The 25479-nt window shown below is 39.9% G+C and carries 22 protein-coding genes; 17 read left to right on the top strand and 5 right to left on the bottom strand.

The genetic code is table 11. The features are described from left to right. Positions 1–57 precede the first annotated feature (57 nt). The 5 genes from ACKWBX_RS09375 to ACKWBX_RS09355 all read left to right on the top strand — a co-directional run bounded on the left by ACKWBX_RS09375 (position 58) and on the right by ACKWBX_RS09355 (position 5724). Positions 58–639 carry a YdeI/OmpD-associated family protein gene (locus ACKWBX_RS09375; RefSeq protein WP_413968415.1) on the top strand — a complete coding sequence of 194 codons (582 nt, stop codon included), beginning with the start codon at positions 58–60 and terminating at the stop codon, positions 637–639. A 141-nt stretch (positions 640–780) separates the two neighbouring features. After that, positions 781–1548, top strand: coding sequence for a CDP-alcohol phosphatidyltransferase family protein (locus ACKWBX_RS09370; protein WP_413968414.1), 768 nt, complete (start codon positions 781–783; stop codon positions 1546–1548). Between the two features lie 127 nt (positions 1549–1675). Next, a complete protein-coding gene (locus ACKWBX_RS09365) occupies positions 1676–3091 on the top strand; it encodes an amidohydrolase family protein (protein ID WP_413968413.1) in 1416 nt (471 codons plus the stop codon). Between the two features lie 10 nt (positions 3092–3101). Further along, positions 3102–4472, top strand: a complete 1371-nt coding sequence (locus ACKWBX_RS09360) for an amidohydrolase family protein (protein ID WP_413968412.1) — start codon at positions 3102–3104, stop codon at positions 4470–4472. Then, entirely contained in the window at positions 4459–5724 is a 1266-nt protein-coding gene (locus ACKWBX_RS09355) for a metal-dependent hydrolase family protein (RefSeq protein ID WP_413968411.1), read from the top strand. The genes ACKWBX_RS09360 and ACKWBX_RS09355 overlap by 14 nt, the downstream gene beginning before the upstream one ends. A gap of 357 nt (positions 5725–6081) precedes the next feature. Here ACKWBX_RS09355 and ACKWBX_RS09350 read toward each other — a convergent pair whose 3' ends face one another. Further along, entirely contained in the window at positions 6082–9315 is a 3234-nt protein-coding gene (locus ACKWBX_RS09350; protein WP_413968410.1) for a S41 family peptidase, read from the bottom strand. A 154-nt stretch (positions 9316–9469) separates the two neighbouring features. Here ACKWBX_RS09350 and ACKWBX_RS09345 point away from each other — a divergent pair, with 154 nt between their 5' ends. Next, on the top strand, positions 9470–9625 hold the full coding sequence (locus ACKWBX_RS09345; RefSeq protein ID WP_413968409.1) for a hypothetical protein: 156 nt from the start codon (positions 9470–9472) through the stop codon (positions 9623–9625). Between the two features lie 42 nt (positions 9626–9667). After that, positions 9668–10063 (top strand): class I SAM-dependent methyltransferase, encoded by a 396-nt coding sequence (locus tag ACKWBX_RS09340; protein ID WP_413968408.1) that lies wholly within the window; start codon positions 9668–9670, stop codon positions 10061–10063. Positions 10064–10065: 2 nt separating this feature from the next. Here ACKWBX_RS09340 and ACKWBX_RS09335 read toward each other — a convergent pair whose 3' ends face one another. Further along, positions 10066–10602, bottom strand: a complete 537-nt coding sequence (locus ACKWBX_RS09335; protein ID WP_413968407.1) for a hypothetical protein — start codon at positions 10600–10602, stop codon at positions 10066–10068. A gap of 281 nt (positions 10603–10883) precedes the next feature. Between ACKWBX_RS09335 and ACKWBX_RS09330 the strand changes: the two genes are divergently transcribed. From ACKWBX_RS09330 to ACKWBX_RS09295, 8 genes are all read left to right on the top strand, one after another. Beyond that, the gene (locus ACKWBX_RS09330; RefSeq protein WP_413968406.1) at positions 10884–14120 is read left to right on the top strand and encodes a WD40/YVTN/BNR-like repeat-containing protein; all 3237 of its coding nucleotides are present in this window, start codon (positions 10884–10886) and stop codon (positions 14118–14120) included. A 61-nt stretch (positions 14121–14181) separates the two neighbouring features. After that, positions 14182–14874, top strand: a complete 693-nt coding sequence (locus tag ACKWBX_RS09325; RefSeq protein WP_413968405.1) for a DUF2490 domain-containing protein — start codon at positions 14182–14184, stop codon at positions 14872–14874. A 52-nt stretch (positions 14875–14926) separates the two neighbouring features. Continuing rightward, entirely contained in the window at positions 14927–16141 is a 1215-nt protein-coding gene (locus tag ACKWBX_RS09320) for a bifunctional alpha/beta hydrolase/OsmC family protein (protein WP_413968404.1), read from the top strand. Positions 16142–16190: 49 nt separating this feature from the next. Next, positions 16191–16685, top strand: coding sequence for a YdeI/OmpD-associated family protein (locus tag ACKWBX_RS09315; protein ID WP_413968403.1), 495 nt, complete (start codon positions 16191–16193; stop codon positions 16683–16685). 90 nt (positions 16686–16775) lie between these two features. Then, the gene (locus ACKWBX_RS09310) at positions 16776–17378 is read left to right on the top strand and encodes a superoxide dismutase family protein (protein ID WP_413968402.1); all 603 of its coding nucleotides are present in this window, start codon (positions 16776–16778) and stop codon (positions 17376–17378) included. 80 nt (positions 17379–17458) lie between these two features. Beyond that, positions 17459–17992 carry an RNA polymerase sigma factor gene (locus ACKWBX_RS09305; RefSeq protein ID WP_413968401.1) on the top strand — a complete coding sequence of 178 codons (534 nt, stop codon included), beginning with the start codon at positions 17459–17461 and terminating at the stop codon, positions 17990–17992. Next, positions 17992–18789: an anti-sigma factor gene (locus ACKWBX_RS09300; RefSeq protein ID WP_413968400.1), complete on the top strand. Its 798-nt coding sequence runs from the start codon at positions 17992–17994 to the stop codon at positions 18787–18789. Before ACKWBX_RS09305 ends, ACKWBX_RS09300 begins: the two co-directional genes overlap by 1 nt. A 51-nt stretch (positions 18790–18840) precedes the next feature. Next, entirely contained in the window at positions 18841–19026 is a 186-nt protein-coding gene (locus tag ACKWBX_RS09295; protein WP_413968399.1) for a hypothetical protein, read from the top strand. Between the two features lie 8 nt (positions 19027–19034). Here the strand turns inward: ACKWBX_RS09295 and ACKWBX_RS09290 are convergent, their stop codons facing one another. Beyond that, a complete protein-coding gene (locus ACKWBX_RS09290) occupies positions 19035–20087 on the bottom strand; it encodes a VOC family protein (protein WP_413968398.1) in 1053 nt (350 codons plus the stop codon). Then, on the bottom strand, positions 20080–20784 hold the full coding sequence (locus ACKWBX_RS09285; RefSeq protein ID WP_413968397.1) for a TIGR04283 family arsenosugar biosynthesis glycosyltransferase: 705 nt from the start codon (positions 20782–20784) through the stop codon (positions 20080–20082). The genes ACKWBX_RS09290 and ACKWBX_RS09285 overlap by 8 nt, the downstream gene beginning before the upstream one ends. A gap of 218 nt (positions 20785–21002) precedes the next feature. Between ACKWBX_RS09285 and ACKWBX_RS09280 the strand changes: the two genes are divergently transcribed. Further along, entirely contained in the window at positions 21003–21788 is a 786-nt protein-coding gene (locus ACKWBX_RS09280; protein WP_413968396.1) for a DUF547 domain-containing protein, read from the top strand. A 5-nt stretch (positions 21789–21793) separates the two neighbouring features. Here the strand turns inward: ACKWBX_RS09280 and ACKWBX_RS09275 are convergent, their stop codons facing one another. Then, the gene (locus ACKWBX_RS09275; RefSeq protein WP_413968395.1) at positions 21794–22888 is read right to left on the bottom strand and encodes a BamA/TamA family outer membrane protein; all 1095 of its coding nucleotides are present in this window, start codon (positions 22886–22888) and stop codon (positions 21794–21796) included. A gap of 110 nt (positions 22889–22998) precedes the next feature. On the opposite strand from ACKWBX_RS09275, the gene ACKWBX_RS09270 reads away from it, so the two are divergent. After that, positions 22999–25251 carry an efflux RND transporter permease subunit gene (locus ACKWBX_RS09270; protein ID WP_413968394.1) on the top strand — a complete coding sequence of 751 codons (2253 nt, stop codon included), beginning with the start codon at positions 22999–23001 and terminating at the stop codon, positions 25249–25251. Positions 25252–25479: the final 228 nt, after the last annotated feature.

Here is a 25479-nt window from a genome sequence, read left to right as displayed (position 1 = left end):
TACTGTTGAAGCATATGGTGCTATTTTTGTGCTAAAACCTAATAAAAGTAGAACACTTTGTCAGATTTAGTTGAGATTTATTTCAGGAACGATATGGAATTTAGGGGATGGTTACACCAAAATCATAATCGGAAAAAGGGCGTTTATCTTATATTCTATACCATAGCCCACGAAAAAGAAAGTATGCGCTGGGAGGAAGCTGTACGTGTTGCATTGTGCTACGGATGGATAGATAGTACCGTGAAAAGTTTGGGCAACGGAAAACGAAGACAGTACTTCTGCCCTAGAAAACCTAAAAGCGTTTGGAGCAAGGTGAACAAGACCCATGTTAAAGAATTGATTACGAACGGATCAATGCATGAAAGCGGTTTGGCCGCTATTGAAATTGCCAAAGCCAATGGTTCATGGGTTGCTTTGGACGATGTAGAAAATGGAGTACTTCCCTTAGACCTGGAAAAGGCTTTTAATAGGAACAAAGAGGCCTTTGACAACTATACCGGTTTTACCAGAGGGCAACGGAAAAGTTATTTATATTGGCTAAACCAAGCCAAGCGAGATGAAACACGCGAAAAGCGTATCGAAGAAATAGTAAGATTATGCGAAGCCAATCAAAAATATCGCAACGGCGCCGCTCGATGATTTAATGAAATTTCCAAGCACAAGAACAGTATCTCGCCATGTTAATTAATTGTAAATAAATCTTATTTTTGTATTGCATTTGAAAGGTGTACCAAGCTAGCGTGTTTCCGTTATTGGTTTTCCGTTCAAGTACAACCAGTCATGTCAAAATTACCCAATGAACATCAGTTCTTGGACTTATCGGATTATGGGAGGCCCATAGCAAGATATATTGCCAACGCCTTAAAAAACACATCTTTTACACCCATACATATTACCATTGCCTTTATTTTTGTGGGTTTCGTTGCTATTGCCTGTATTTTGAACCATTATTACTGGGCCACAGCTTTTTTGTTGGTTTTAAAATCGATTTTGGATGCTGCCGACGGTGAACTAGCACGAATAAAAAAGACTCCTTCCCATACTGGAAGGTACTTGGATTCCGTGTCGGATATTATTTTGAACCTTTTTATACTCATTACTATTTGGCACATTACGGATGGCTCTTTGCTCTATACCCTGATTGCTTTTTTTGGTCTTCAATTACAGGGTACTTTGTACAATTATTATTATGTAATTCTGAGAAATAAACATCATGGGGATACTACAAGCAGGGTATTCGAAAAAGGTACACCCACGGCTTTAGCAGGAGAAAAACAACAAAATGTAAATATCTTGTTCGGTATTTACTCTACCCTCTATGGGGTCTTTGATAAAATTATATACTTTCTTGACCATAAGGCAGTTGAAAGCAAACATCTACCAAAATGGTTTATGACTTCGGTATCAACGTTTGGGTTGGGGTTTCAGTTGCTGATTATCGGTTTAATGCTTGCCTTGGGTTACAAGGAATATATCATACCTTTTTTTATTGGCTACTCCATTTTCATATTTATTTTTATTGCACTACGTAGGTTCATCAATAGATAACACATGGAATCCATCGGTTTTTTAATTTAAAAATTCCTTACTTTCATGCTTATATATAATTCTCAATAGAGGTTTTTAATGCCTACTGTAGAATTGGGGAAAACATATAGTCCAAACAACTTTTCAAATGAAACACAATTATTTTATATTGATAATCTGTTTTTTGCTGATCGGGTGTCCTCCTTTGCCCGAAGAAAGTGATGTCATCATCAAGAATGCCAATATCATAGATATGGTTACGGGCGAAATTAAGAAAAGGGATGTTTTTATTGCGAAAGGGCGTATTACGCAAATAGTTTCCGAAGGGGCCAAGGATATCTATTATGGCTCAAAAGAGACCATAAACGCCAAAGGTAAATTTCTGCTCCCCGGGTTTTGGGACAATCATGTACATTTCAGGGGCGGTGATTCATTGATCAATGCCAATAAAAACTTTCTAAAACTATTCATTGCCAATGGGATTACTACGGTTCGTGATGCCGGTGGTGATTTAACGTCATCGGTCATGGAATGGAAAAAACAGATTGCCGGAGGTGATCTTGTAGGTCCTACTATCTTCACTTCTGGACCAAAAATAGATGGCCCCGATGCCACATGGGCAGGTTCTTTGGAAGTTGAAAATGATGGTGATATTCAAAGGGCATTGGATTCATTACAAAGCATTCCAACGGACTTTGTGAAACTTTATGAAAGTCGGCTTTCGGGCGAAAATTATTTGGCTACTATTAAAGAGGCCGAAAAAAGAGGATTGATTACCTCTGGGCACATGCCTTTTACCGTAACACTGGAAGAAACCGTAGCTGCGGGGATTGATGCCATTGAGCACCTATACTATATTATGAAAGGTTGCGCAGCTAACGAAGCAGCCGTTACAGAAAAAATGAAGTCCGGCGAAATTGGTTTTTGGGGCGCTATGCCACTGTTGCTCAAGGGTTATTCAGAAAACGTCGCGCAAAAAACATTTTTAAATTTAAAAGAAAATGATGTTTATGTAGTTCCCACTTTGCACATTGGAGAAACATTGAGCTACTTGGACGAACATGACCACTCCGACGATAGCTACCTTGATTACATGGGCAAGGGTATTCTAAAAACATATCAAGGACGCATTCAAAGAGCGATGCAATCATCGGAAAAACAAATAAATGACCGCAAAGCCCTGCAAGAGTTTTTCGGTAAATTGGCAAAATCCTTGAACGATTCTGGCGTGGGTCTTTTAGCAGGTTCTGACAGCGGTGCCTTTAACTCCTATACCTATCCTGGAATATCCTTGCACAAGGAACTGGAACAAATGGTTGCTAATGGCATCTCCCCCTTGGAAGCGTTACGGACCTCGGCCTATAATGGTGCTAAATTTTTGGAGAAAGACTCGGATTATGGAACCCTTTCCGTTGGAAAAATTGCGGATCTGGTATTGCTAGAAAAAAACCCGCTACAAGACGTCAAACAAACACAAAACATACATACGGTCATAAAAGGAACCACGGTGTTGAATAAAAAAGACCTCAAAGAACTATTGGCATCGGCCGTAAACAATAACTAATTTCGTAAAAATGAAAAAACTAGTACTTCTCGGCTTTATTGCCATATTATGTTCCTGTGGGCAATCACAACAGGAAGTAAGTGAAACGGCCACGATAATTTCCAATGTCAATATAGTCGATGTTGCAAATGGAACTATATTGGAGAACCAACAAATAGTCATAGATTCTATGATAATACAAGCGATTGGCAATGCGCTTCCCGATGCGAATCGATATAAAAATCAAATCGATGCCAATAATGGTTATTTAATACCGGGGCTTGCCGAAATGCACGCGCATATTCCGCAACCCAATACGCCAAAAGAGCGTTCGGAGGAAGTACTCTTTCTTTATCTGTCCAATGGAATTACCACTATAAGGGGTATGCTTGGCCATGAAGAGCATATTGAGCTTCGGGAGAATGTTGCTACGGGAAAAACACTCGGGCCAAGGATATTTACCGCAAGTCCATCTCTTAACGGAAATTCGGTAACTACCAAAGAAGAAGCAATTAGCAAGGTAACGGCATACGAGAAAGCAGGATTCGATTTTTTAAAAATTCATCCAGGTATTCAGCGTGAGGTCTTTGATCAGGTAGTGGCGACCGCCAATGAGGTAGGAATTCCTTTTGCGGGGCATGTTCCCGTAGCAGTAGGCATACGGCACGCACTAAAGAGTGAATATGCCTCCATTGATCACATAGATGGCTTTTTGGAAGGCCTAGTACCCGAGGACAAAAATGTAGACCCTACGGCCAATGGCTTTTTTGGATACGCCTTTACACCATTAGCGGACACGACCAATATAAATGAATTGGTTTCCCTTTCTAAAAAGCATAAGGTTTGGATAGTACCTACCCAAAGTCTTTTTGAACGTTGGTTTGCGCCCGTTACCGCCGACAAATTATTACAACAACCTGAAATGAAATACATGCCCAAGGCAACTTTGGAGAATTGGAAAGCAGTGAAGGAAAGGTATATGGCCGAAGAAGATTTTTCCGAAACACAATGGCAACGATTTGATTCCATCCGAAAACAACTTTTGGCCGCTCTAAATAAAAACGGACACGGTATTTTACTAGGTTCGGATGCTCCACAACTTTTCAACGTTCCCGGGTTTTCCATTCATCATGAAATAGATGGCATGTTGGGTGCCGGAATGACCCCGACAGAAATCTTAAAGTCCGGAACCTTGAACCCTGCTACTTTTTTTAATATGGAGGACACCTTCGGGCAGGTAAAAGAGGGATTGGTAGCAGATTTGGTGTTACTGGAAGCTAATCCTTTAGAAGATATAAAAGCGCTTAAAAAGATACAGGCCGTAATTTTAAAAGGACAGCTAATTACCAAAACTGAAATTGATGAACGTCTCAATAAAATTGCCGAAAATGCTTCGAAATAAAATGGTGCGAATATCCTTTTTTACAGTACTAATTTTCAGTGTGACACTTTTACAAGCACAAACGCTACTTCTACCGGACCGCGTTTTTGATGGGACGCAGATGCAAGAAAACTGGGTGGTTTATATAGTCGGTAATAAAATTGAATATGCGGGTGAAGCTTCTGAGTTTAGAACGCCTAAAAATTCAAAAAGGATTGATTTAAAAGGCATGACCTTGATGCCAGGGGTTATTGAAGGCCACTCGCATCTGCTATTACATCCTTATAACGAAACTTCTTGGAATGATCAGGTATTAAAGGAATCCCCCGTGGAAAGAGCGATTAGGGGTACAATTCACGCCAAGAACTCTTTAATGGCCGGAGTGACTACCATGCGTGATTTAGGTGCCGAAGGTGCGGGATACACAGACGTTTATTTAAAGAAAACCATAGAGGACAATCTAGTTCCCGGACCGCGGCTGTTGGTTGCGGGGCCTGCCATAGTGGCTACAGGTGCCTATGGACCTAAAGGGTTTCACGATGGCGTTATGGTGCCATTAGGTGCCGAACCCGCTAGTGGTGTGCCTCAAGTAATTGAAACCGTAAGAAGGCAATTGGGCAATGGAGCCGATTTTATAAAAATCTATGCCGATTACCGTTGGGCTCCCGGTGCAAAATCCCAACCTACCTTTTTACAGGAAGAAATAGATGCCATGGTCGCTACGGCGACAAGCGCAGGTGCATATGTTGTGGCGCACGCCAGTACCCCTGAAGGTATGCGACGTGCCATTCTAGGAGGCGTAGAAACTATTGAGCATGGTGATGGCGGCACTTTGGAAATTTTTAGATTGATGAAAGAAAAAGGAGTAGCCTTCTGCCCTACCTTGGCTGCCGGAGACGCCATTTCACAATATAGAGGGTGGAAAAAAGGAATCGATTCCGAACCGGAACGTATCACGAACAAAAAAGCTTCTTTCAAATTGGCCATGGAATCTGGCGTGGATATTGTTTTTGGAGGTGATGTTGGCGTTTTCACACATGGAGAAAACTACCGTGAAATGGAACTCATGGTCGCCTATGGAATGAAACCCATAGACGTACTTGCATCCATGACGTCGCTGAATGCCAAAATATTTCATTTGGACACCCTAGGAAGGCTAGAAAAAGGATTTTTAGCGGACATAATCGCCGTACCAGGCAATCCCTTAAAAGATATTACCGCAATGCGACAAGCAATTTTTGTAATGAAGGATGGAGTGATTTACAAAGAGTAATTAAATTTTCTACTATTTTATACCATTCTTTGCCTTTATATTGTTTTTAGCTATTACTTGTACGGTTTTTTGTCGGTAATAAAAAATTTCTTAAAAACCGACTATCCCCGAGGCAAGTCGTAGGGGTATTTCGCCAGTTTCATTTTGGCCGAAAAAGCCAAAAACCGAAATTTTATATTTTGCCTCACCCGGAACCGCAGTTCCGACCTCTCCAAAGGAGAGGTGTATCGGAAACCCCGAGGCAGAGCCATCGGGGAATTATTAAGATTAAATCAAAATGTTTTTTCTATAGCATAACAATAAAACATCCATATCGACTTCTTTAGAAATCACTAGCTAAACACAATGAAACTGGCTTTATTCCACCTCCTTTAGCAATACCTGAATGGAACGTTCTAACTGCTCATCACGACCTTTGGCGATTACCTCTGGTTGATTTTTCACCAAAATATCCGGGTCGGTTTCATTGTTTTCCATCCATTCACCAGCTTTATTTTTCGCACTAACAGGTACAACACCCCAAACGCCACCATTGGGCAAACGTTCCCAACCTGCAAAACTGCAGGTCCCCGGTACGGGCATACCCACTGTTTTACCTATTTTAAGTTCAGTATAGCCGCTGGCGAAGCAGGACCCATCACTATACATAGATTCATTGTACATGGCCAAGGTCGGTTTCGTCCAACGTGAAGTAGGCTCCCCACCAACTTTCCTATCTTCTGTTTCATAGGAAAGGAAAGGAACACCGGTAAAGAACATGGCCAAATCCGCGACCAAATCGCCACCACCGTTGAAACGGGTATCTACGATAACGCCCTCTTTATCAATAAATTTACCCATCATACGGTCATAAATAGTTCGGTAAGGACCGTCTCCCATTCCGGGAATATGAACATAACCCAATTTACCATCACTTTTTTCCAGTACTTCTTTTTCGTTCTTTTTCACCCAACGGTCATACAAAAGTCTTCCTTCCTCATTCAGTGAAATAGGCTTTACCGTAATTTGCTTGCGTATATTTTTCTCGTCCAAAATATCCAGTAGCATAAATTTGTCCGCTTTTCTGTTCAAGTAACTGGCAATATCCTTATCCGGCGTTATCGTCTCCCCGTCTATTTTCTCGATCACCATCCCTGGTCTTACCGTAAAAGCGGCTTTATCCAAAGGACCGTCTTTGATGACTTCAGTGATTTTTATCCCGTTTCCTTGATAATCATAATCCATAAAAATACCTAGCGATGCTGTAGCATCCCCATTGGAAATGTCGTCATTGAACCTGCCTCCGGCATGTGAAACATTGAGTTCTCCTAACAATTCCGAGATCATTTCAGAAAATTCATAGGAATTTCCAATGTGAGGAAGGTATTTTTCATATTCGGTACGCATCATTTTCCAATCAATACCATGAAAATTAGAATGATAAAAAATACCGTTGGTTCGCAGCCAAATATGATCGAACATATATTTTCGTTCCGCATCGGCATCCAATACCATTTCCGATTTCAATTTTACCGCTTCTTTTTTACCCTCTTTTACATCTATCTTGGAAATTTTTCCATCTGCTAGCAAAAAGAGGTTTTCCTGTTTTTTATCCCATGCCAAGCTCCCTGAATCGGCACCTAGTGCAATCAACATTTTGGTACTCTTGGTACGGATTTCCGTTTCCCATAGGTTCAGGTCTTTCTCGAACCGCGTTAAATAGTACAGTTTTTCGCCATCTTTGGAAAGTACGGCGTCTTCCAGTTTGGAAGAGTGTATGGTCAAACGCGCCTTACGTTCTTGGACATCGTCAAAATCGAACTTCAACGGTTTTATATTTTCTTTCTTTGCTGAATCATCCCCCTTTTTCTTTTTCTTCTTTTCGTCGTCGTCTTTCTTTTCCTTTTCATCGCCCTTTTCAATCAATTTCATTAAATCATACTCCTCCTTACTCATATTGAATTTGTCCCACGCATCTTTGGTCAAAAACATGCTATAGACATCAAATTCCGACTGGCCGCTCGTGGCATAACTCTTTAGCCCTTCCCTATTGGCAAACCATAACATTTGCTTGCCGCCGTTCACCCATTTGGGCGAAATATCATAGTACCCGCTTTCCGTAAGGTTAACACGCTTTTTGCCATCGGCAGAAATCAGTAAAATTTCGTTGTTGCTTAGTGTTACGCCCCAATCTATCAATAACCATTTGCTATCCGGACTCCATTGAAAATATTGATCGCCGTCTTGAAAATGGTACAGATCATTGGGTGTCAACAGTGTATCTACGACTTTCGTTTTTAGGTTCATGACCTTCAAGGTCCTGCGGTCTTCAATATAAGCGATGTAGTTTCCATCTGGTGAAAACTCGGGCAAATAAACATCGGTATCCGAATTGATCAGAACGTTCTCCTTAACCAAGGTAGAAGCGAAAAAATAAGGTTCTTCCTTACGTTCTTTTTTAGTTTGATAGATTGACCATTTACCATCTCTTTCGCTAGCATAAACAACACCTTCGCCATCATGGGTGAACTTAACGAAACGCTCCTGTTCGGGAGTGTTGGTCAATCGTTTGGTCATGGCACCTTCCACTGCGGTCACGAAAACCTCACCGCGACTTATGAAAGCAATTTCTTTTCCATTGGGCGAAATATCCATCTCCTGAACCTCTCCGTTTACGGAAACAAATTCGTCAGTGTTGGCACCCGCCTGCGTACGAATGACCACATTTACCTTTTGGGGTGCGGAACCTTCTTGCAGCGTATAAATTTCCCCATCATAGCTGAATGCCATGGTATTATTGCCGATACTCAAAAAGCGTACGGGATGTGTCTTGAATTGCGTTAACTGTTCGGTTTCGGCAGGGTTGTCCAAATTCAATTTATGTACATTGAAAAATCCGCTGGATTCACTTAAATAATACACCGTTTTTTGGTCTTTGGCATATACCGGATTTCTATCCTCGCCCTTAAAAGAAGTCAATTGGGTATGTTCTCCGGAAGCCATATCGTATTTCCATACATCTCTGGTGATGGCAGAAGTATGGTGTTTTCTAAAGGTATCCTCATAACCTTTTTTATCATGATACAGCAATTCCGTACCCTGCGCATTTACCTGAACGTCTTCCGCGGGAACGGTGAACACCTGACCTACGCGACCTCCCGTAACGGGAACACTGTAGAGTTCCGGCTGTCTGGACATTGGATATTGCCTATGGCTCGCAACATCTAGCCGTGCTGCACCAAAAAGTACTTTTTGGCTGTCCGCGGTAAAAGTATACGGAGTTTCATCCGTGCTATGAAATGTGAGCCTAGTGGTAGGGCCTCCCTGGGCATCCATTGAGAAAACATCAAAATTTCCGTATCTGTTAGAAGCGAACGCCAACGTTTTACCATCCTTGCTCCATATTACATTATAATCATGGGCTTTATGAAATGTAAGTTGTTTTGCCTCTCCCCCCAAAGTGGGCACACGATAGAGATTGCCTTTATAGGTAAATGCGATAGTATTGCCGTCCGGAGAAATGGAAGGGTAACGTAACCATTGGGGCGTTGTTTGAGCTTGGCAGAACTGCACAGCTACGAACAAAACAATTGCCCATGCGTAATTCTTCATTATTTAAGATAGTTTAGTGCGCGGAAGATAGGAAAATTGAACAAAAGGATAATTCATTTTATGAAAATAATAGCTTCTTAATTTATTGGTTCAAAACCTATCGTAATCTTCAATTTTATGCTAGTTTTATTTGCGAATCCGAACATGGTATACTTTGCAAAACGAAGAGAATTATTGGACCAAACGGTATCACGAGGAAGAAACGGGATGGGATATTGGCTACCCTTCCACTCCGTTGAAAGCGTATATTGACCAATTGGAAGATAAAATGATAAGCATTCTTATTCCCGGAGCTGGAAATGCCTATTAAGCTGAATACCTTTGGGAACTGGGCTTTAAAAATGTGATTATTTTGGATATTTCCAAAGTGCCGTTGGAGGCTTTCCAAGACCGAAATCCTTCATTCCCTAAAAAGCAATTAAAACAGACCAATTTTTTTGAACACAAGGAACTGTACGACCTTATTTTAGAACAGACTTTTTTCTGTTCTTTTATACCTACGGACAAGAATAGGAATGCTTATGCCCAACAAATGTCCAACCTACTGAAACCCCATGGGAAACTGGTAGGTGTTTGGTTCGATATTCCGTTGACCGGAGATATGGAGAAACGTCCTTTCGGTGGAAATAAAGCAGACTATTTAAAGTACTTGGCACCTTATTTTAAAACCATAACCTTTGAAAGGTGTTATAATTCCATCCCACCCCGACAGGGAAATGAATTGTTCGGGATATTTCAGAAGAAATAAAATTATACGTTCTTGTAACGAAACAGACCTACAACAAGTTTCTTTAATTGGTAAAACCCAAAAAACAGCAGAGTCAATATACTTCCAAAAACCATTGGAATGACCGCTCCAAAGGTAAACATGGAACCTACCACCCAGCCCAAAAGATATTCTGATTTATATAAAGGAAAAATAAAAGCCAATAGTAAAATAGCTACCATAATATAATCAATGACATCAACATTGTTTAAAAAGAAAAATGATATCGCTCCCGAGCAACATAATGATATCAAGAAACGCAACCCTACTTTCTTAAGATTCTCTATTGCAGATTCATCTATGCGTTTTTGAATACGGGACAATAGATAAAATGAAAAAAACGGAAACAATATAGCTCCCCAAAAGTTGGATATACCCGGCATTTCATCACTTTGAAACAAATAATGTACAGGTACCCCGCCATTATGATAATCCCAGCCAATATGGGACCAGATTATAAATGTAAAAATTAGGGTCAAAAATAAACGGAATTTAAAATCGATTTTTAGAGTATTGGCCATATTGGAAAGTCGTTTACATTCTGATAGACGCAATTTTCAAAAAAAAGGTTGCCTGAAACTTTTCTAATTTCATTAATCCCATGTAGCGAAATGCGGGATACTGCATTGGCGGGTCTTTTCGTTTAAAGTTTTTTCCGTTATCCCCTATTTGCCAATTTAAATATATATCGAAAACTATTAACGTACACCGCACGATAAACAACCATCTTCTTAACACGTTTTTAAGAAATCTCCCCGTCCTTTTCCCCTATATTTAGCCGACTAATTAACTGACTCGAAAAATGAAAAAAATTACTTTCCTTTTGATGCTTTTTGCATCGTTTTCCCTTGTTGCGCAAGAATTTAAAATGGACTTGGTTCAAGACCTGAAACCCAGGAATATTGGGCCAGGGGGTATGAGCGGGCGTGTTACCACTATTGATGTGGTACATGACAATCCAGATGTCATGTACGTGGGCACCGCTTCGGGCGGTCTATGGAAATCTACTTCCGGTGGTGTTAAATGGGACCCCATTTTTGATAAAGAAGTTACGGCTTCCGTAGGCGCAGTGGCCATACAACAATCCAATCCGTCCGTGATTTGGGTAGGTACCGGGGAAGGAAACCCCAGAAATAGCTTAAACGGCGGTTATGGAGTCTACAAATCCCTGGACGGCGGTAAAACGTGGAAATCCATGGGATTGGAAAAAACAAGGCATATCCATCGTATTAAGATAGACCCAATGAATCCCAATACAGTCTATGTGGGAGCTATTGGTTCCCCATGGGGCGAACATGCCGAACGTGGCGTATTCAAAACAACGGATGGTGGCGAAACGTGGAAAAAAGTACTTTTTGTAAACAATAAGACCGGGGTGGCCGATTTAATCATGGACCCCACGAACCCAAATAAACTGATTGCCGCCATGTGGGAACACAAGCGTAATCCTTGGTTTTTTAAATCCGGTGGTAAAGGCAGTGGATTGTACATGACCCATGATGGAGGTGAAAACTGGAAAAAATTAACGGAAGAAGACGGACTCCCAAAAGGAGAATTGGGTAGAATTGGGGTGGCCATGGCTCCAAGCAAACCTAACGTGGTATATGCGCTAATTGAAGCCAAGAAAAATGCACTGTACAAATCCGAGGATGGCGGTTTTAAATGGAAAAAAATAAATGATAAGGACGATATCGGAAACCGACCATTTTATTACTCGGAAATTTACGTAGACCCACAGAATGAGAATCGCGTGTATTCCGTATTTACCTATGTGAACGTTTCTCAAGATGGCGGTAAAAACTTTAAGGAATTAATGCCCGCATATAATGTGGACAACGGCGTACATCCGGACCACCATGCTTGGTGGATTCATCCCGAAAATGGAGATTTTATGCTGAACGGAAACGATGGCGGATTAAATATTACAAGAGATGGCGGGGCTTCGTGGCGTTTTATAGGGAATTTGCCCGTGGCCCAATTTTATCATATCAATGTAGATAACGAGTATCCTTATAATATATATGGTGGCATGCAGGACAATGGTTCTTGGAGAGGCCCGGCATATGTTTGGAGAGCGCAAGGTATACGTAACAGTTACTGGCAGGAAATTGCTTTTGGGGATGGTTTTGATGTGGTGCCGGACTTGGATGACTCCCGATATGGGTACGCAATGAGCCAACAAGGTTTCGTATCTCGCTACGATTGGAAAACCGGCAACAATTATATTGTGCGCCCTACCCCACCGGATGCGGAAACAAAACTCAGATTTAATTGGAACGCAGCTATTGGCCAAGACCCTTTTGACAATAGCACCGTTTATTTTGGGAGTCAGTTTGTTCATAAAAGCACGAACAAAGGACTTACTTGGGAGGTCATTTCACCAGATTTGACCACGAACGACCCGGAAAAGCAAAAACAAAGTGAAAGTGGTGGCCTCACTATGGATGCGACCGGAGCCGAAAACCATACGACATTATTGGTCATTGAACCGTCAACCCTTGAAAAAGATATGCTGTGGACCGCTTCCGATGATGGTCGTGTACACTACACACAAAACGGTGGTGGTAGTTGGATCGAGGTTACCCAAAACATAAAAGGACTTCCAAAGGGCAGTTGGATAACGCAAATCAAGGCATCCAATAAAAATAAAGGAGAAGCATTATTGGTCGCCAATGACTACAGAAGGTTTAATTACACCCCTTATGCTTACCGAACGAAAAACTACGGAAAAACATGGGAACGAATTGTAGATGCTACTGATGTCAACAGCTACACATTGAGTATCGTTGAGGATATTGAAAATCCAAATCTAATGTTTTTGGGAACGGATGATGGACTTTATGTCTCTTTTGACGCAGCTGTATCGTGGCAAAAATGGACGGAAGGTTTCCCTACCGTTTCCACTAAGGATTTGGTCATTCAACCTCGTGAACATGATCTGGTCATCGGCACTTTTGGCCGTGCCGCATGGGTATTGGACGATATTCGTCCGTTGCGTGCTTTGGCTTCGAATAAATCGATATTGAATCAGGAAGCAAAACTTTTTACACCACCTACAGCATACCAAGCGGCCTATCAACAACCTACCGGAAGCAGGTTTGGAGCGGATGCCTTGTACAATGCGGAAAACAGAAAAGAGGGAGCCATGATTACCTATTATTTGAAAGAGGGTAAAAAGAAAGTCGCAGATAAAAAGATGGAAGACGATGAGGGTGATGCTACTGTTAAGGAAAGTGAAGTCGATGGGGAGACCGCCTCACCCGATCGCAACGGGGTTCAGAAGAAAGATTCGGTTCAATTCGATTTTTATGATGGGGATAGACTCATCAGAACTTTAAAATTTAAAACTCCTGAAAAAGCCGGGTTCCATAGAATTTATTGGCAAATGGATGAAAAAGGACCGGATAGACCCTCGCGAAAAATCAACAAAGACAAAAACGAATCGGGCGGTATTAGCGTTAAACCGGGCACTTATAAAGTAAAAATGAGTTTTGGGGAAAATACGGACGAAACCATGATTACGGTTAAATCGGACCCAAGATTAGATGAGAATATGGCTTCTATCAATGAAGTATATGAGACCGGTAAAACTATCCAAGAAATGACGCAAACGGCCGCAGACGCAGTAAAACAATTGGTAGAAAGCAAGAACATTGCCACCGAATTCCAAAAAGAATTAAAGGAAAAGGACAAAGAGAAGTTCAAAGATCAGATCAAAGCTTCAAAAGACATTGTAAAACAAATAGATTCTGTCATAGCACGCTATATAGGCAAGGAAGACAAAAGACAGGGGATTACCAGAAATCCTGAAATCAATGTCATGCAGCGTATTCAGACCGCCAGTTATTATACCGCAACCAGAAAAAATGGTATCACCCAAACAGAGCGCGATCTCATAAAATATGCGGAACAGGATTTGAAATCGGCCTTAAATAAAACCAATACTTTCTTTACTGAAAAATGGAAAGCCTACAGAGAGGAAATTGAGAAGTTGGAGGTTTCCCCGTTCAAGGAAACAAAAACGTTCAGCTTAAAATAATCGATAGGCGCAATTCAATTATAATCAAGTAGGATAAACAAATCCAAAAGAATTTAGATTTATGAGAAAACTCTTCATAGCGGTACTTTTCTTCTCTTCATTAGTAACAAATGCGCAAGAAAATGGCGAAAATGATCTAGGGTCTTGGCATATGTATTTTGGGATGAATAGAATTTCGGATAAGTTAAGTATTCATACCGAAGGGCAATTACGATATTTTGAGCAGGCTGAGAACTTTAATCAATTACTACTGAGGACCGGTCTTAATTATCATATCAATCCCGATGCAATTGTCACTGGAGGATATGCATTTATTGATACCGACCCTTCTTTTTTAGATGGTACCGAAGATGATAACAGCATAGAGCATCGTATTTTTGAACAGCTTATCCTAAAAAATAAAGTAGGTGAATTCCTTTTTGAACACCGGTATCGTTTAGAGCAACGCTTTATTGAAACAGGGGAACAAGGAAGTGCTTCTTACAGTAAAAGTACGGAACACAGGGCGCGATATCGCTTGCAGGTAACCCTCCCGTTAACGGATATCTTTTTTTTGAATTTCTATGATGAGATTTTTCTGAACCTACAAGGTTCCGTATATGGTCAAAATAGACTTTATGGTGCCTTAGGTGTAAACGTGACCAATAACCTGAGTGTTCAGGCAGGTTATCTCAAAAACCATTTCCCGACGGCAAATTTTGATAGGTTACAGATTGCGGTGTTTTATAACCCCGACTTCAGAAAAAAGAAATGATGATTTATTTATTGAAAACGAAGTCTTTACTTCACTCATAAATCGTAAATACATGAATCTTCAAAAAGTAACATTCAAGAATTCCGAAGGTAAAACTTTAGTGGGCAGGTTGGAGATGCCGGCCGATCAACATCCCCATAACTATGCCATTTTTGCGCATTGTTTTACGTGCAATAAAAATTTATTGGCCGTTAAGAACATCGGAAAAGCATTGACGGCCAATGGTTTCGCGGTGCTCCGTTTTGATTTTACCGGGCTTGGAGAAAGCGAAGGGGATTTTGAGAACACCAACTTTTCCGGAAATATTGAAGATTTAATCGCTGCGGCCGATTATTTGGAAATGGAGCACCAACCGCCTACCCTTTTGATAGGGCATTCCTTGGGTGGCGCAGCAGCTATTTTTGCTGCAGCGCAAATAGCAAGCATCAAAGCTGTAGCTACCATTGGAGCACCATCCAATCCGGTTCACGTGCAGCACTTGTTTAAAAGTAGCATAGAGGAAATCGAATCTTCGGGAGAAGCGGTTGTAAACCTCAGCGGTCGTGATTTTACTATCAAAAAACAATTTTTAGAGGATTTGCAACATAAATCCCTTCCATCCGTTGCAAAAAATCTTAGAAAACCACTATTATTGCTCCACTCTCCTCAGGATGATACGGTAGGCATAAAAAATGCCGAAGAAATATATATTGCGGCCCATCATCCTAAAAGTTTTGTTTCCTTGGACGGTGCCGATCACCTTTTGATGAACAAAGAAGATTCGCGGTATGTTGGTAAAGTAATTGCGGGGTGGTCGCAACGTTATATGGATATTCCGCAAACAACAACGTTAAGGACTAAATATGACGTAGTTGCCAGTTTAGATGAAACGGACGGTTTTACTACGCCAATGAAAGTAGGCAATCACTTTTTAACGGCGGACGAACCTTTGGATGTTGGCGGTAACGATTATGGACCTTCACCATATGAGTTGGTCTCGGCAGGGTTATCTGCATGCACGGCAATGACCATTCAAATGTATGCCAAAAGAAAAGGATGGTCTGTTGAAAATGTTCAGGTACATACTTCTTACAGCAAATCCCACGCACAGGATTGTCAGGACTGTGAAACGGATAGCGCCAAAATAGACACTTTTCACAGGGAAATAAGATTAACCGGGAATTTGGACGAAAAGCAGAAGAACAGAATTATGCAAATAGCGGACAAGTGTCCCGTTCATAGAACGTTACATAGCCAAACTCAGGTAATCACCAAGCTAATCACCTGATGATGGTAGTGTTTTCCATGTAATGATTCCGATTTTAAAAAATCAGATTTTGGCGGTATTACAGAGCGAACCTTTTGAAATAACCTTGACCGGAAAGTATTATTCCCTTTTGCTGCCCGAACATATTGTCCAACCCTTTTTAGAGAAGAACGAAAGACGTGTAAAAGTCAAGGCCTCTTTTAAAGGAAAGGAAATTGAATTCCATGCCGCCATTCAAAAGCGAAACGGGAATTATGTAATGATGTTCGGGAAAAAGCATCAAAAGACCTTGGGCATTTTTCTCAACGATTATTTCCAAATGCAATTCTTTGAGGATACTTCCAAGTACGGTGTGGAAACATCAGAGGAATTTGAAGCGGTAATGACTAGTGACCCTGTAGCATCAGAATTGTTCGAGACCCTGACCGACGGTAGAAAAAGAGGATTGATCTATGCCATAGACCGATACAAAAATTCGCAAACGCGGATAGATAAGTATCTAAATCTTTGCGAAAATCTTAAAAAAGGGATTCGTGATCCACAAGAATTGTTAAAATCCTTTTGAGCCCTACTTGATATGACCTATAATTTTGTTTAACTTTATAGTGAAATAAAAAAACACTTTTTGAACAAAAATCTTGAAAAACATATCAAAATGAAAAAAATAATTAAACTGCCTTTATTATTGTTAGCCCTCTTGACCATTTTTAGCTGTAAAAACGCTAAAAAAGAAATGAAAGATGGGATGGAAGCCGTCGAAAAAGAGGCGGAAGAGACCAAAAAAGAAATGATGGAAGAAATACAGTCGGAAACCATCAAATTTATGATGGAGCCCAAAAGCGATAGCGAAGTTACCGGAGAAGTAACCTTTACGCAAGAAGGAGAAGAAGTTAAAATGATGGCCGAGCTGACCGGATTGACCGAGGGTGAGCATGCCATACACATTCACCAAACTGCAGATTGTTCATCAACTGATGGGAAATCTACCGGAGGACACTGGAATCCCACTAACGAGCCGCATGGAAAGTGGGGTGCTACGGAAGGCTATCACAAAGGGGACATTGGTAATTTCACGGCGAATGCTGAAGGGAACGCAACAGTAGAATTCTCAACGGACCAATGGTGTATTGGATGCGATGATGACAACAAAAATATTGTCGGTAAGGCAGTTATCGTGCACCAAGGAGTAGACGATTTCACATCACAACCTAGTGGCGCCGCCGGTAAAAGGGTAAGCTGCACGGGAATCATCCAATAAATATTAGAAAAAATAAACGGGTAAAGCTGCTTGACCAAAAGCAGCTTTACCCGTTTATTTTTAGAAAGAGAAACAAATTGATGCAATTAGACATACTCGTAGAACGATTTCAAAAAAAAGATGCTATGGCATTTGAGAAGTTGTATGATATGTATTCAGAAAATATTTGTGGTGTCATCAATACTATTGTAAAGGACGACGCTTTGGCACAAGAGTTGTGCCAAGATGTATTCATTAAAATATGGAAGAATGCAGCTAACTACAATTCTTCCAAGGGTCGCTTTTTTACATGGATCTTAAATATTGCCCGCAACACCGCTATCGATGAAATTCGCAGTAGGTCGTATAAAGATCAAAAAAGGAACCTTTCCGCGGACTTCTTCGTAGGTATTTTGGAAAACAGGGAGGAAAACGCTTCTACGGTGGATACATCGAGACTCAAAAAAATGCTGAGCAACCTCAAGGAGAAGTGTGTTCAATTAATTGAACTCTTATATTTTAGGGGATATACCCAAAAAGAAGCCGCCGAAGAATTGGACATACCCGTTGGTACGGTAAAAACAAGAAATAGAAGTTGTATTTCCCAATTACGGGAAAATATGAACGATAAATAATGGATATTGATAAGTACATAGCGTCAGGAATCCTGGAATTGTATGTTGCAGGCGCACTTTCAGAAAAAGAGAATCTGGAGATAAGTACTTATGCGAAAGAGTATCCGGAAATCAATAATGAAATTATAGCTATTGAAGCTGCTATACTTAAACTGTCCGGTAAAGCTTCAACCATGTCCCCACTTCCGTTTCAGTCTATAAAAAATAAAATTGATCTTTCTTCCGAATCCAAAGTAATCCCAATAAACAAGAATAGTACCCGCTGGGCTCAATATCTGGGTTGGGCGGCCTCTATTCTTTTAGCTATTGGCCTGTTCTGGATATATAACCAGAATCAAAAATTGAAATCGGAGTTGGAAATTGTGGAACAACAAAGCATCCTATTAGAAGAGCAAATAGCGGCATCTAAGGCTTCTATGGAAAAAACCAAAACGCTTTTAACTACCATTAGGGATAAGGACATTTCGGTGGTTGATTTAGGAGGGCAAGCCGTATCCCCGGAATCGTATGCGAAAGTCTATTGGAACAAAGAAAACCAAAAAGTATTTATAGATGCCCAAGGCTTGCCAGAGCCTCCAGACGGATTCGTATATCAAGTATGGTCTCTAAAATTATCCCCTCTTACCCCCACGAGTATGGGGTTATTGGAAGATTTTTCGACAGATGAAAACAAGATATTCGCATTGAACAATCCCAACGATTCCGAAGCTTTTGGAATTACCTTAGAACCTGCGGGAGGTAGCGAATCTCCAAACTTGGAACAATTATATACCTTAGGAGCGGTTTCTGCATCATAATACCTTTTATATTTTCTAAATGTTAATGGAAATTTTTCTTATTTTTCCGCCATGGATTTAAAGAAATTATTTGGAACGGTATTAACGCTTCTTGGTATAGGAGGTTTGATATATGCAGCAATTTTATTCGGTAATGGTACGGGCACTACCAAGGCCCTAATCGTATACGCCGTTTTGGGCGCTATCTTTTTCTTTTCTGGAATAGGCCTTATCAGAAATACAAAAGCTAAAGAATAAAATACCGACTAAAGATCATTTTTCACTCTATGAAAACCTAAGGTTTTCACCAACCACTTCGGCAACGGTTTCTTTGGGTTTCTTTTCTTGAGATTTAGATAAATTCCCAACGACTTTAAAACGGGTACCTTATGGGTTTCCACAAATTCTATTAAGGTACCGTCAGGATCTTCCACGTAACTAAAATGGCCTGCAGCATCGCCCATATCAAAACTATTGGAACTATCTACCGTAAACGGATTCCCCAGCATTTTAGCCTTATCACGTAAAGCGGCCATGCCCTGTACATCAAAACAAAGGTGAATATATCCCAAATCGCCCCAAATCCTATTCTCAAAAACTTTTACGGGCTTTCTATCCAAAGCCTGCAACAACTCTATTTGTGTTGGGCCCAAAAGTTCTCCAAAACCGCCCACAACATCTCGCTTATGCCTCAATACTACCTGTCTATAATGTTGTTTATCACCCAAATGACCTAAAATTACTTTTTGGTCAGAAATGAGTTCTGTGTACCCAAGAAAATCACGATAAAAACCTAATGAGTTTTCCATGTTGGATACGCCAATTACCGCTCCCATAACTCCTCCGCAATCGGATTGCGTTTTGCCAAAAAGATATTCGTCCTCTATAATCTGTACCAGATTCCCCCAAGGATCTTTAAAATAGAAATGGTTCATACCTTTTTGTGAAGTATTCATTTCGGTAAGAAAACTCAGGTGCAATGTTTTCAATAACTTATGAGTTTTAATAAGATCACTTGTTCTGATTTTCATGGCATTAATACCCAAATCACCCAACTTTATCTCATTTTTAGAAGCTTGAGGAATGCGGTCTAAAAATTGCCAAATTTCAAGCCCTCCACCGCCTTTTAGATTTAAAGACAAATAGGCATTCCTGCGCTGTGCGACATTAGCGGTATACTTGGTCATCAACGACGCTGTGGCCTCATCCTTGAAAAGAAGTATATTAAACCCTAATTGTTTGCGATACCAATTAAAAACAGTCTTTGTATCAGAAACTCCAATGCCTACCTGCTGTATTCCATTTATCACTTCACCCATTATATGCAGTACGGAGTAGTTTGTCGTGAAGGTGTTTTAGTTTGTTCCCGGGGTAGCCAAACTTAAATAAAATAACTAAAAGAAGGTTGGAAAGGTTAACCCTTAGATATGAATTATGCTCATACTTTCTGGCAGAAACAATCAAGTCATTCTTTACTATTTTATATGGCACTCGATTGGATTTCATTCTTTCAAAAAACTCAAAATCTTCCATCAGTACTTGATTCTCATCAAACCCATTCAATTCTTCAAAAACACTTTTCTTAATAAAAAGACATTGATCGCCACCCCCTGTAAAAATACCATCCTTTCCAGTAAAGGATGCGTTTATTTTTAACCAAAAACTTTCTTTATCAAACTTATAGGAAAAAAAACCTGCATCATATCCGTTGGACAAGGTCTTTGAAATATCGTCCAGAAAATTTTGAGGGGGTACCACATCGGCATGTAAAAAAACAAGGATTTTTCCTTTCGCTAGAAAAGAAGCTTCGTTCATCTGTGCCGCCCTGCCTCTTTTGGAACATTTCAAAAAATGTATTCCAATATCACAAGCTATTTTTTCCGTATTGTCATTATTCTCTGGGGAAAGTGCAACAATAATCTCTACCGCCCTACCCTGTTTACTTTTACAAAGCGTTGAAAGCAATGTTTTAAGATTATCTTTTTCATTATGTGCAGGAATAATAATGCTTGTCATTATATAATTATAGGGAATTTTGAGTTTCGTTTTAATTAGATTTAATTTTGTCCGAACTTTTTGGTTAAATCTACGGAATTAGACTTAAAAGGGTTTTAAAATTTTGCGGTTAATATCATAAAAGATGATATGAAAGGTTAAAATATAATTTCGACCTATAAAACCAAACCTATCAAATCAAGTTTACGTAACTATTGTAAACCGAAAGCATATAAACGATGAAAAAATACTATTTCTTTTCACTATTATTGGTTCTTTTCATGGCCTGTAGAAATAACATTGAGGCTCAGGAACCAAAAATGCGTACCATTGATTTTAATGAATTATCCGAAGATTTTCTGAGAAAAGTTAAAGCGGACGAGGATACCAAAAAAATAAGGGAGACTCTGGCCAATGTAACCGTAAAAGAATTGGATAAAGCTTTGGACAGCAATGAAAAAAGGTTGGCTTTTTGGGTGAACGTCTATAATGCATACATACAGGTAATTCTAAAGGAAAATCCAGAGCTATACAATGACAGAGGTAGTTTTTTCAAAAAAGAACAAATCCCTATAGCCGGGGAAACGGTCTCTTTTGCAAAGATAGAGCATGGTATTGTTCGAAAATCCCAATGGGAATATGGTCTTGGAAAAATACGTAAATGGTTTCCCAATAAATATGAACGCAAATTGAGAGTGGATAAGCGAGATTACAGGATTCACTTTGCGCTAAACTGTGGTGCCAAAGATTGTCCGCCAGTAGCTATTTATAAATGGGAGCGTTTAGATGAGCAATTCGAGGAAGGAACAAAGCGCTACTTGGAACGTACAACTACTTATGATAAAGAGAAAAGAGAAGTAGCGGTAACTTCTTTGTTCAGTTGGTTTAGAGGCGATTTTGGTTGTAAGCGCGGCGTAAAAAAGATATTGAAGAAAAACGGACTTATTCCTACTACAAAGGATATTGATATTACTTATAAAAACTACGATTGGACCTTAGACCTGGATAATTTCATTGACTTATAACAGCATCAAAAAGCTTCATTAATAGTGAAGTAAAATTGGCCGCCTTCGGAAGAAAGTCCATAATCCACACGTATACGAGTGCCCTCTTTACGGTTTAAGATATAACGGATTCCCGCTCCGGCAGCATTCTTATAGGCCGATGAAAAAGCGGCCCCAATATCAGGAGATACGGTTCCGGTAGACCCGAACAATGTTCCCGCAAATCTGCCTTTTATCGGAAAACGATATTCCAAGGCCAAACTTACTTCCGTGTTATCTTGAAAGCGCCGATTATTATATCCTCTAGTGCGTTTGGACCCCAAAAAATTCAAATCCAAAAAAGGCGTGTTTTTGCTGCGTGTTCCCAAAAAAGCATTTGCCGCCAAGATATGTTTCCCTTTTAGCTGCCTATAATACCTGGCATCCAATTCAAACTTGTGATATGAAAAAGAAGACCCTAGAAATTTTGCAGAAGTGAAAGCACTTCCCTGAATGAACAAACCTTTGGTAGGAAAAAAGATATTATCTCTGGTATCATAAAAAGCCAATAATCCCAAATTAGAAATGGTCCCTCCCTCTTTACCGACTTCATTGGAGTTTTCCAATAATCCACCATCAGCCAATCGTATGACATTAAAGCCATCAAACTCATATCCTGCACCTATGGAAAAGTTAGGCGCTATCTCTCTTAAGGTCGAAAAACGGAATCTTGGAAAATCCGCATCATAGGTTTCCAAATCATCAATGCTGGCATTTATACCACGCCCATAAAAATTATAGAAGTACTGGTAATAGCCCAATTCCCCAATGAATCGCCATTTTTCATCATCGGAGTAGATTTCATAAGGCATAAAAAAGAGGAATTGTCTTTTACTCGTAAAAGTGATGCCCAATTGCACCGCTGAGGGTCTAGAACTTTTACTTTCGCCCTTTAGCCTGAACGTAGCCAATCCAAGACCACCATATCCCAGACCTGTTTCGGGCAGGTAAAATAGTACAGGTAAAGCTATCAGTTTAAAATTTTTTGTAGAATCTTGGACCACTTTGGGCTTTTTTTGGGCTTGGAGACTTATGACGCCCACATAAAGAAAAACAATAAAAATTGCTACAATTCTAGTCATTATACCAATTTAACGACTTCCAAACTCATTTATTCCCTTTTTTCTATAAAACTCTAACGCTTTGCTTAATTTGCGTAAAAATTGCTATCAAATTACCTGCTAAAGGTGTTATGAAGAAAAAGTTACCCACCTTAAAAAAGATATTCATTGTCCTTTTTGTTCTTCTTGGTGTATGGGCAAGTACCGTTTTGGGCGACCTTAAATTTTCTTTTGATTTTAGTCAGTTTTTCCCTGAAGAAGACCCGGATTTGGTGTTTTATGAATCTTTCGTAAAAGAATTTGGTACGGACGATAATTTTCTTTTGATAGCGGTTAAAAATGAACCAGACGTATTTGACCAACAATTTTTAAAAAGATTCAACGCTTTTGCCGAAGCCAGTAAAACATTTGATTTTGTCACGGAATCCGCTTCGCTTACCACACTCTCCTATCCCTTAAAAACCAGTTTTGGTTACACCACGTTGCCAATTATACATTTAGAAGAAACGGACAAATATGCCAACGATTGGCAAAAAATACAGCGCGATTCCCTTTTTGTGAACTTTTTAATCGATAAGCAATCCAAATCCCTTGTGGTAGCCTTGCAGACCGATGATAATCTAGATTACGAACAGTCGGAAGTATTATTGCAACAAATCAGAAGCTCTTTAAAAGAAAACAAGCTTTCCGACTATCATATTCTGGGACGTGCCTTTTTTTATGAAGCTATTGTAGAAATGCAAAAAACAGAGGTTTTGAAAACCACTGTAATCGCTGCAATTTTGGTGTTTATCATTCTTTGGTTTGTCTATAGGAGTATTCCTGTGGTCGCCATATCGGCCTTTTCCATAGCAATGTCCTTGCTATTATTTCTTGGTTTATTATCAATTTTAGGTAAGGAACTCAATGCCATGGCGGCTTTCTATCCGGTTCTTATGCTCATTGTTGGCACTTCGGATGTTATACACATTACCGATAGTTTTATTCGAAAACTGCGAAAAGGAATTCCAAGATATGAAGCCATTCTCTCCTCCATCAGGGAAGTAGGACTCACTACCCTATTGACCTCCGTTACTACGGCAGTAGGCTTTATGACTTTATTGTCCTCAAAGCTCGCCAGCATACAGGATTTTGGCATCAATGCCGCAATCGGGGTCTTAGTGGCGTACATAACCGTTATTCTTTTAACAGGTTCCCTTTTAATAAGTCTACCAGAGCGAAAGCTCATCGGTAAACGTGCTAAAGTAAGTAGTAAATGGAGTGCCAATTTATTACTGGTAAACACCATAACGAAAAATTATCCAAAACAAATTATTTGGGGTACGCTTTTATTTGCAATAACTTGTTTTTTAGGTATTTATTTTATTAGTACTAATTATGAGTTTAAGCATACATTGCCCAATAATAGCAAGATAGCGGAAGACTTCGATTTTTTCCAGAAAAATTATGCAGGATTTAGACCGATGGAAATAGCCGTGCTGGCACAAGGCGAAAATAAAGTAACCGATTTTGAAGTGGCAAAGGAAATAGAAAAGTTGACGGTTTACCTGAGCTCCATAAAAAGTGTAGGCAACCTCCAATCCGCTAACCTCCCTTACAAGATAATTCATAAAGCGAACAACCTCAACAAATCCGAATATTTGAAATTACCGGAGGAAGAATCGGTTTTTCTTCGCTATAAAAAAGATGTAAAAAAACTGGCCAGAAAGCAATTGAGCAAGTTCGTGAGCAAAGATGAAACCAAAGCACGGATCAATGGAAAGCTACAAGATGTGGGTACGGACAGTCTTCAAAAAGTTTATCAACGTATTGATGCTTTTGGGGCTACACATTTGGATACCACCAAAATCAAGATCAAAGTGACCGGGAAAAGTATGTTATTGGACAAAAACGCGAAATACATTCGCAGCAATCTCTTGGAAGGGCTTTTCTATGGTCTCGTACTAATAGGTATTATCATGGCTATCATTTTCCGTAGTCTTAAAATGTTCTTGATCTCTTTGGTACCCAACATCCTACCTATTCTCTTCGCAGGAGCGGTACTTGGTTTTCTAGGCATTCCTTTAGAAGCTTCCCTATCTGTGGTGTTTGCCATTGTTTTTGGAATAGCGGTAGATGACACCATTCATTTTTTAGCCAAATACAAATTGGGGATTGATCAAGGATTGACCAAAGAAGAAGCTTTGAAAAAAACCTTTACCCAAACGGGAAAGGCGCTTGTGGTGACTACGATAATATTATTCTTTGGGTTTCTGGTACTGTTGTTCTCTATACATCAACCCAGTATCACGATTGGGGTGATAATTAGCGTAACCCTGGTAACAGCTTTAATCCTGGATTTGTTGTTGTTGCCCGTACTTGTACGAAAGTTTTTGAAAAATTGATTTAAACAACGCTATTTTTTCCGTTGAGCGTTTTTTGAAGAGAACGATGTGCCATTACAATTCTGATAATCATAACGACCATGGCGGTAATCCATACGGTAAATAAAAGGTATTCCATAAAGCAGTAATTAATTCAGTTGGTTTAAAAACTCACTTAACTTATTGCGCTCTTACTACACCAAGTACAAAAAAATGCATTTGGTCGAGCAATATATGTATTTCATCTAG

The organism is Maribacter algae (assembly GCF_047345745.1).
In the GTDB taxonomy this organism is placed as follows: Bacteria; Bacteroidota; Bacteroidia; order Flavobacteriales; family Flavobacteriaceae; genus Maribacter.
Note: the sequence above shows the minus strand (reverse complement) of the source record. Positions and strands in the feature narration are given on the sequence as shown.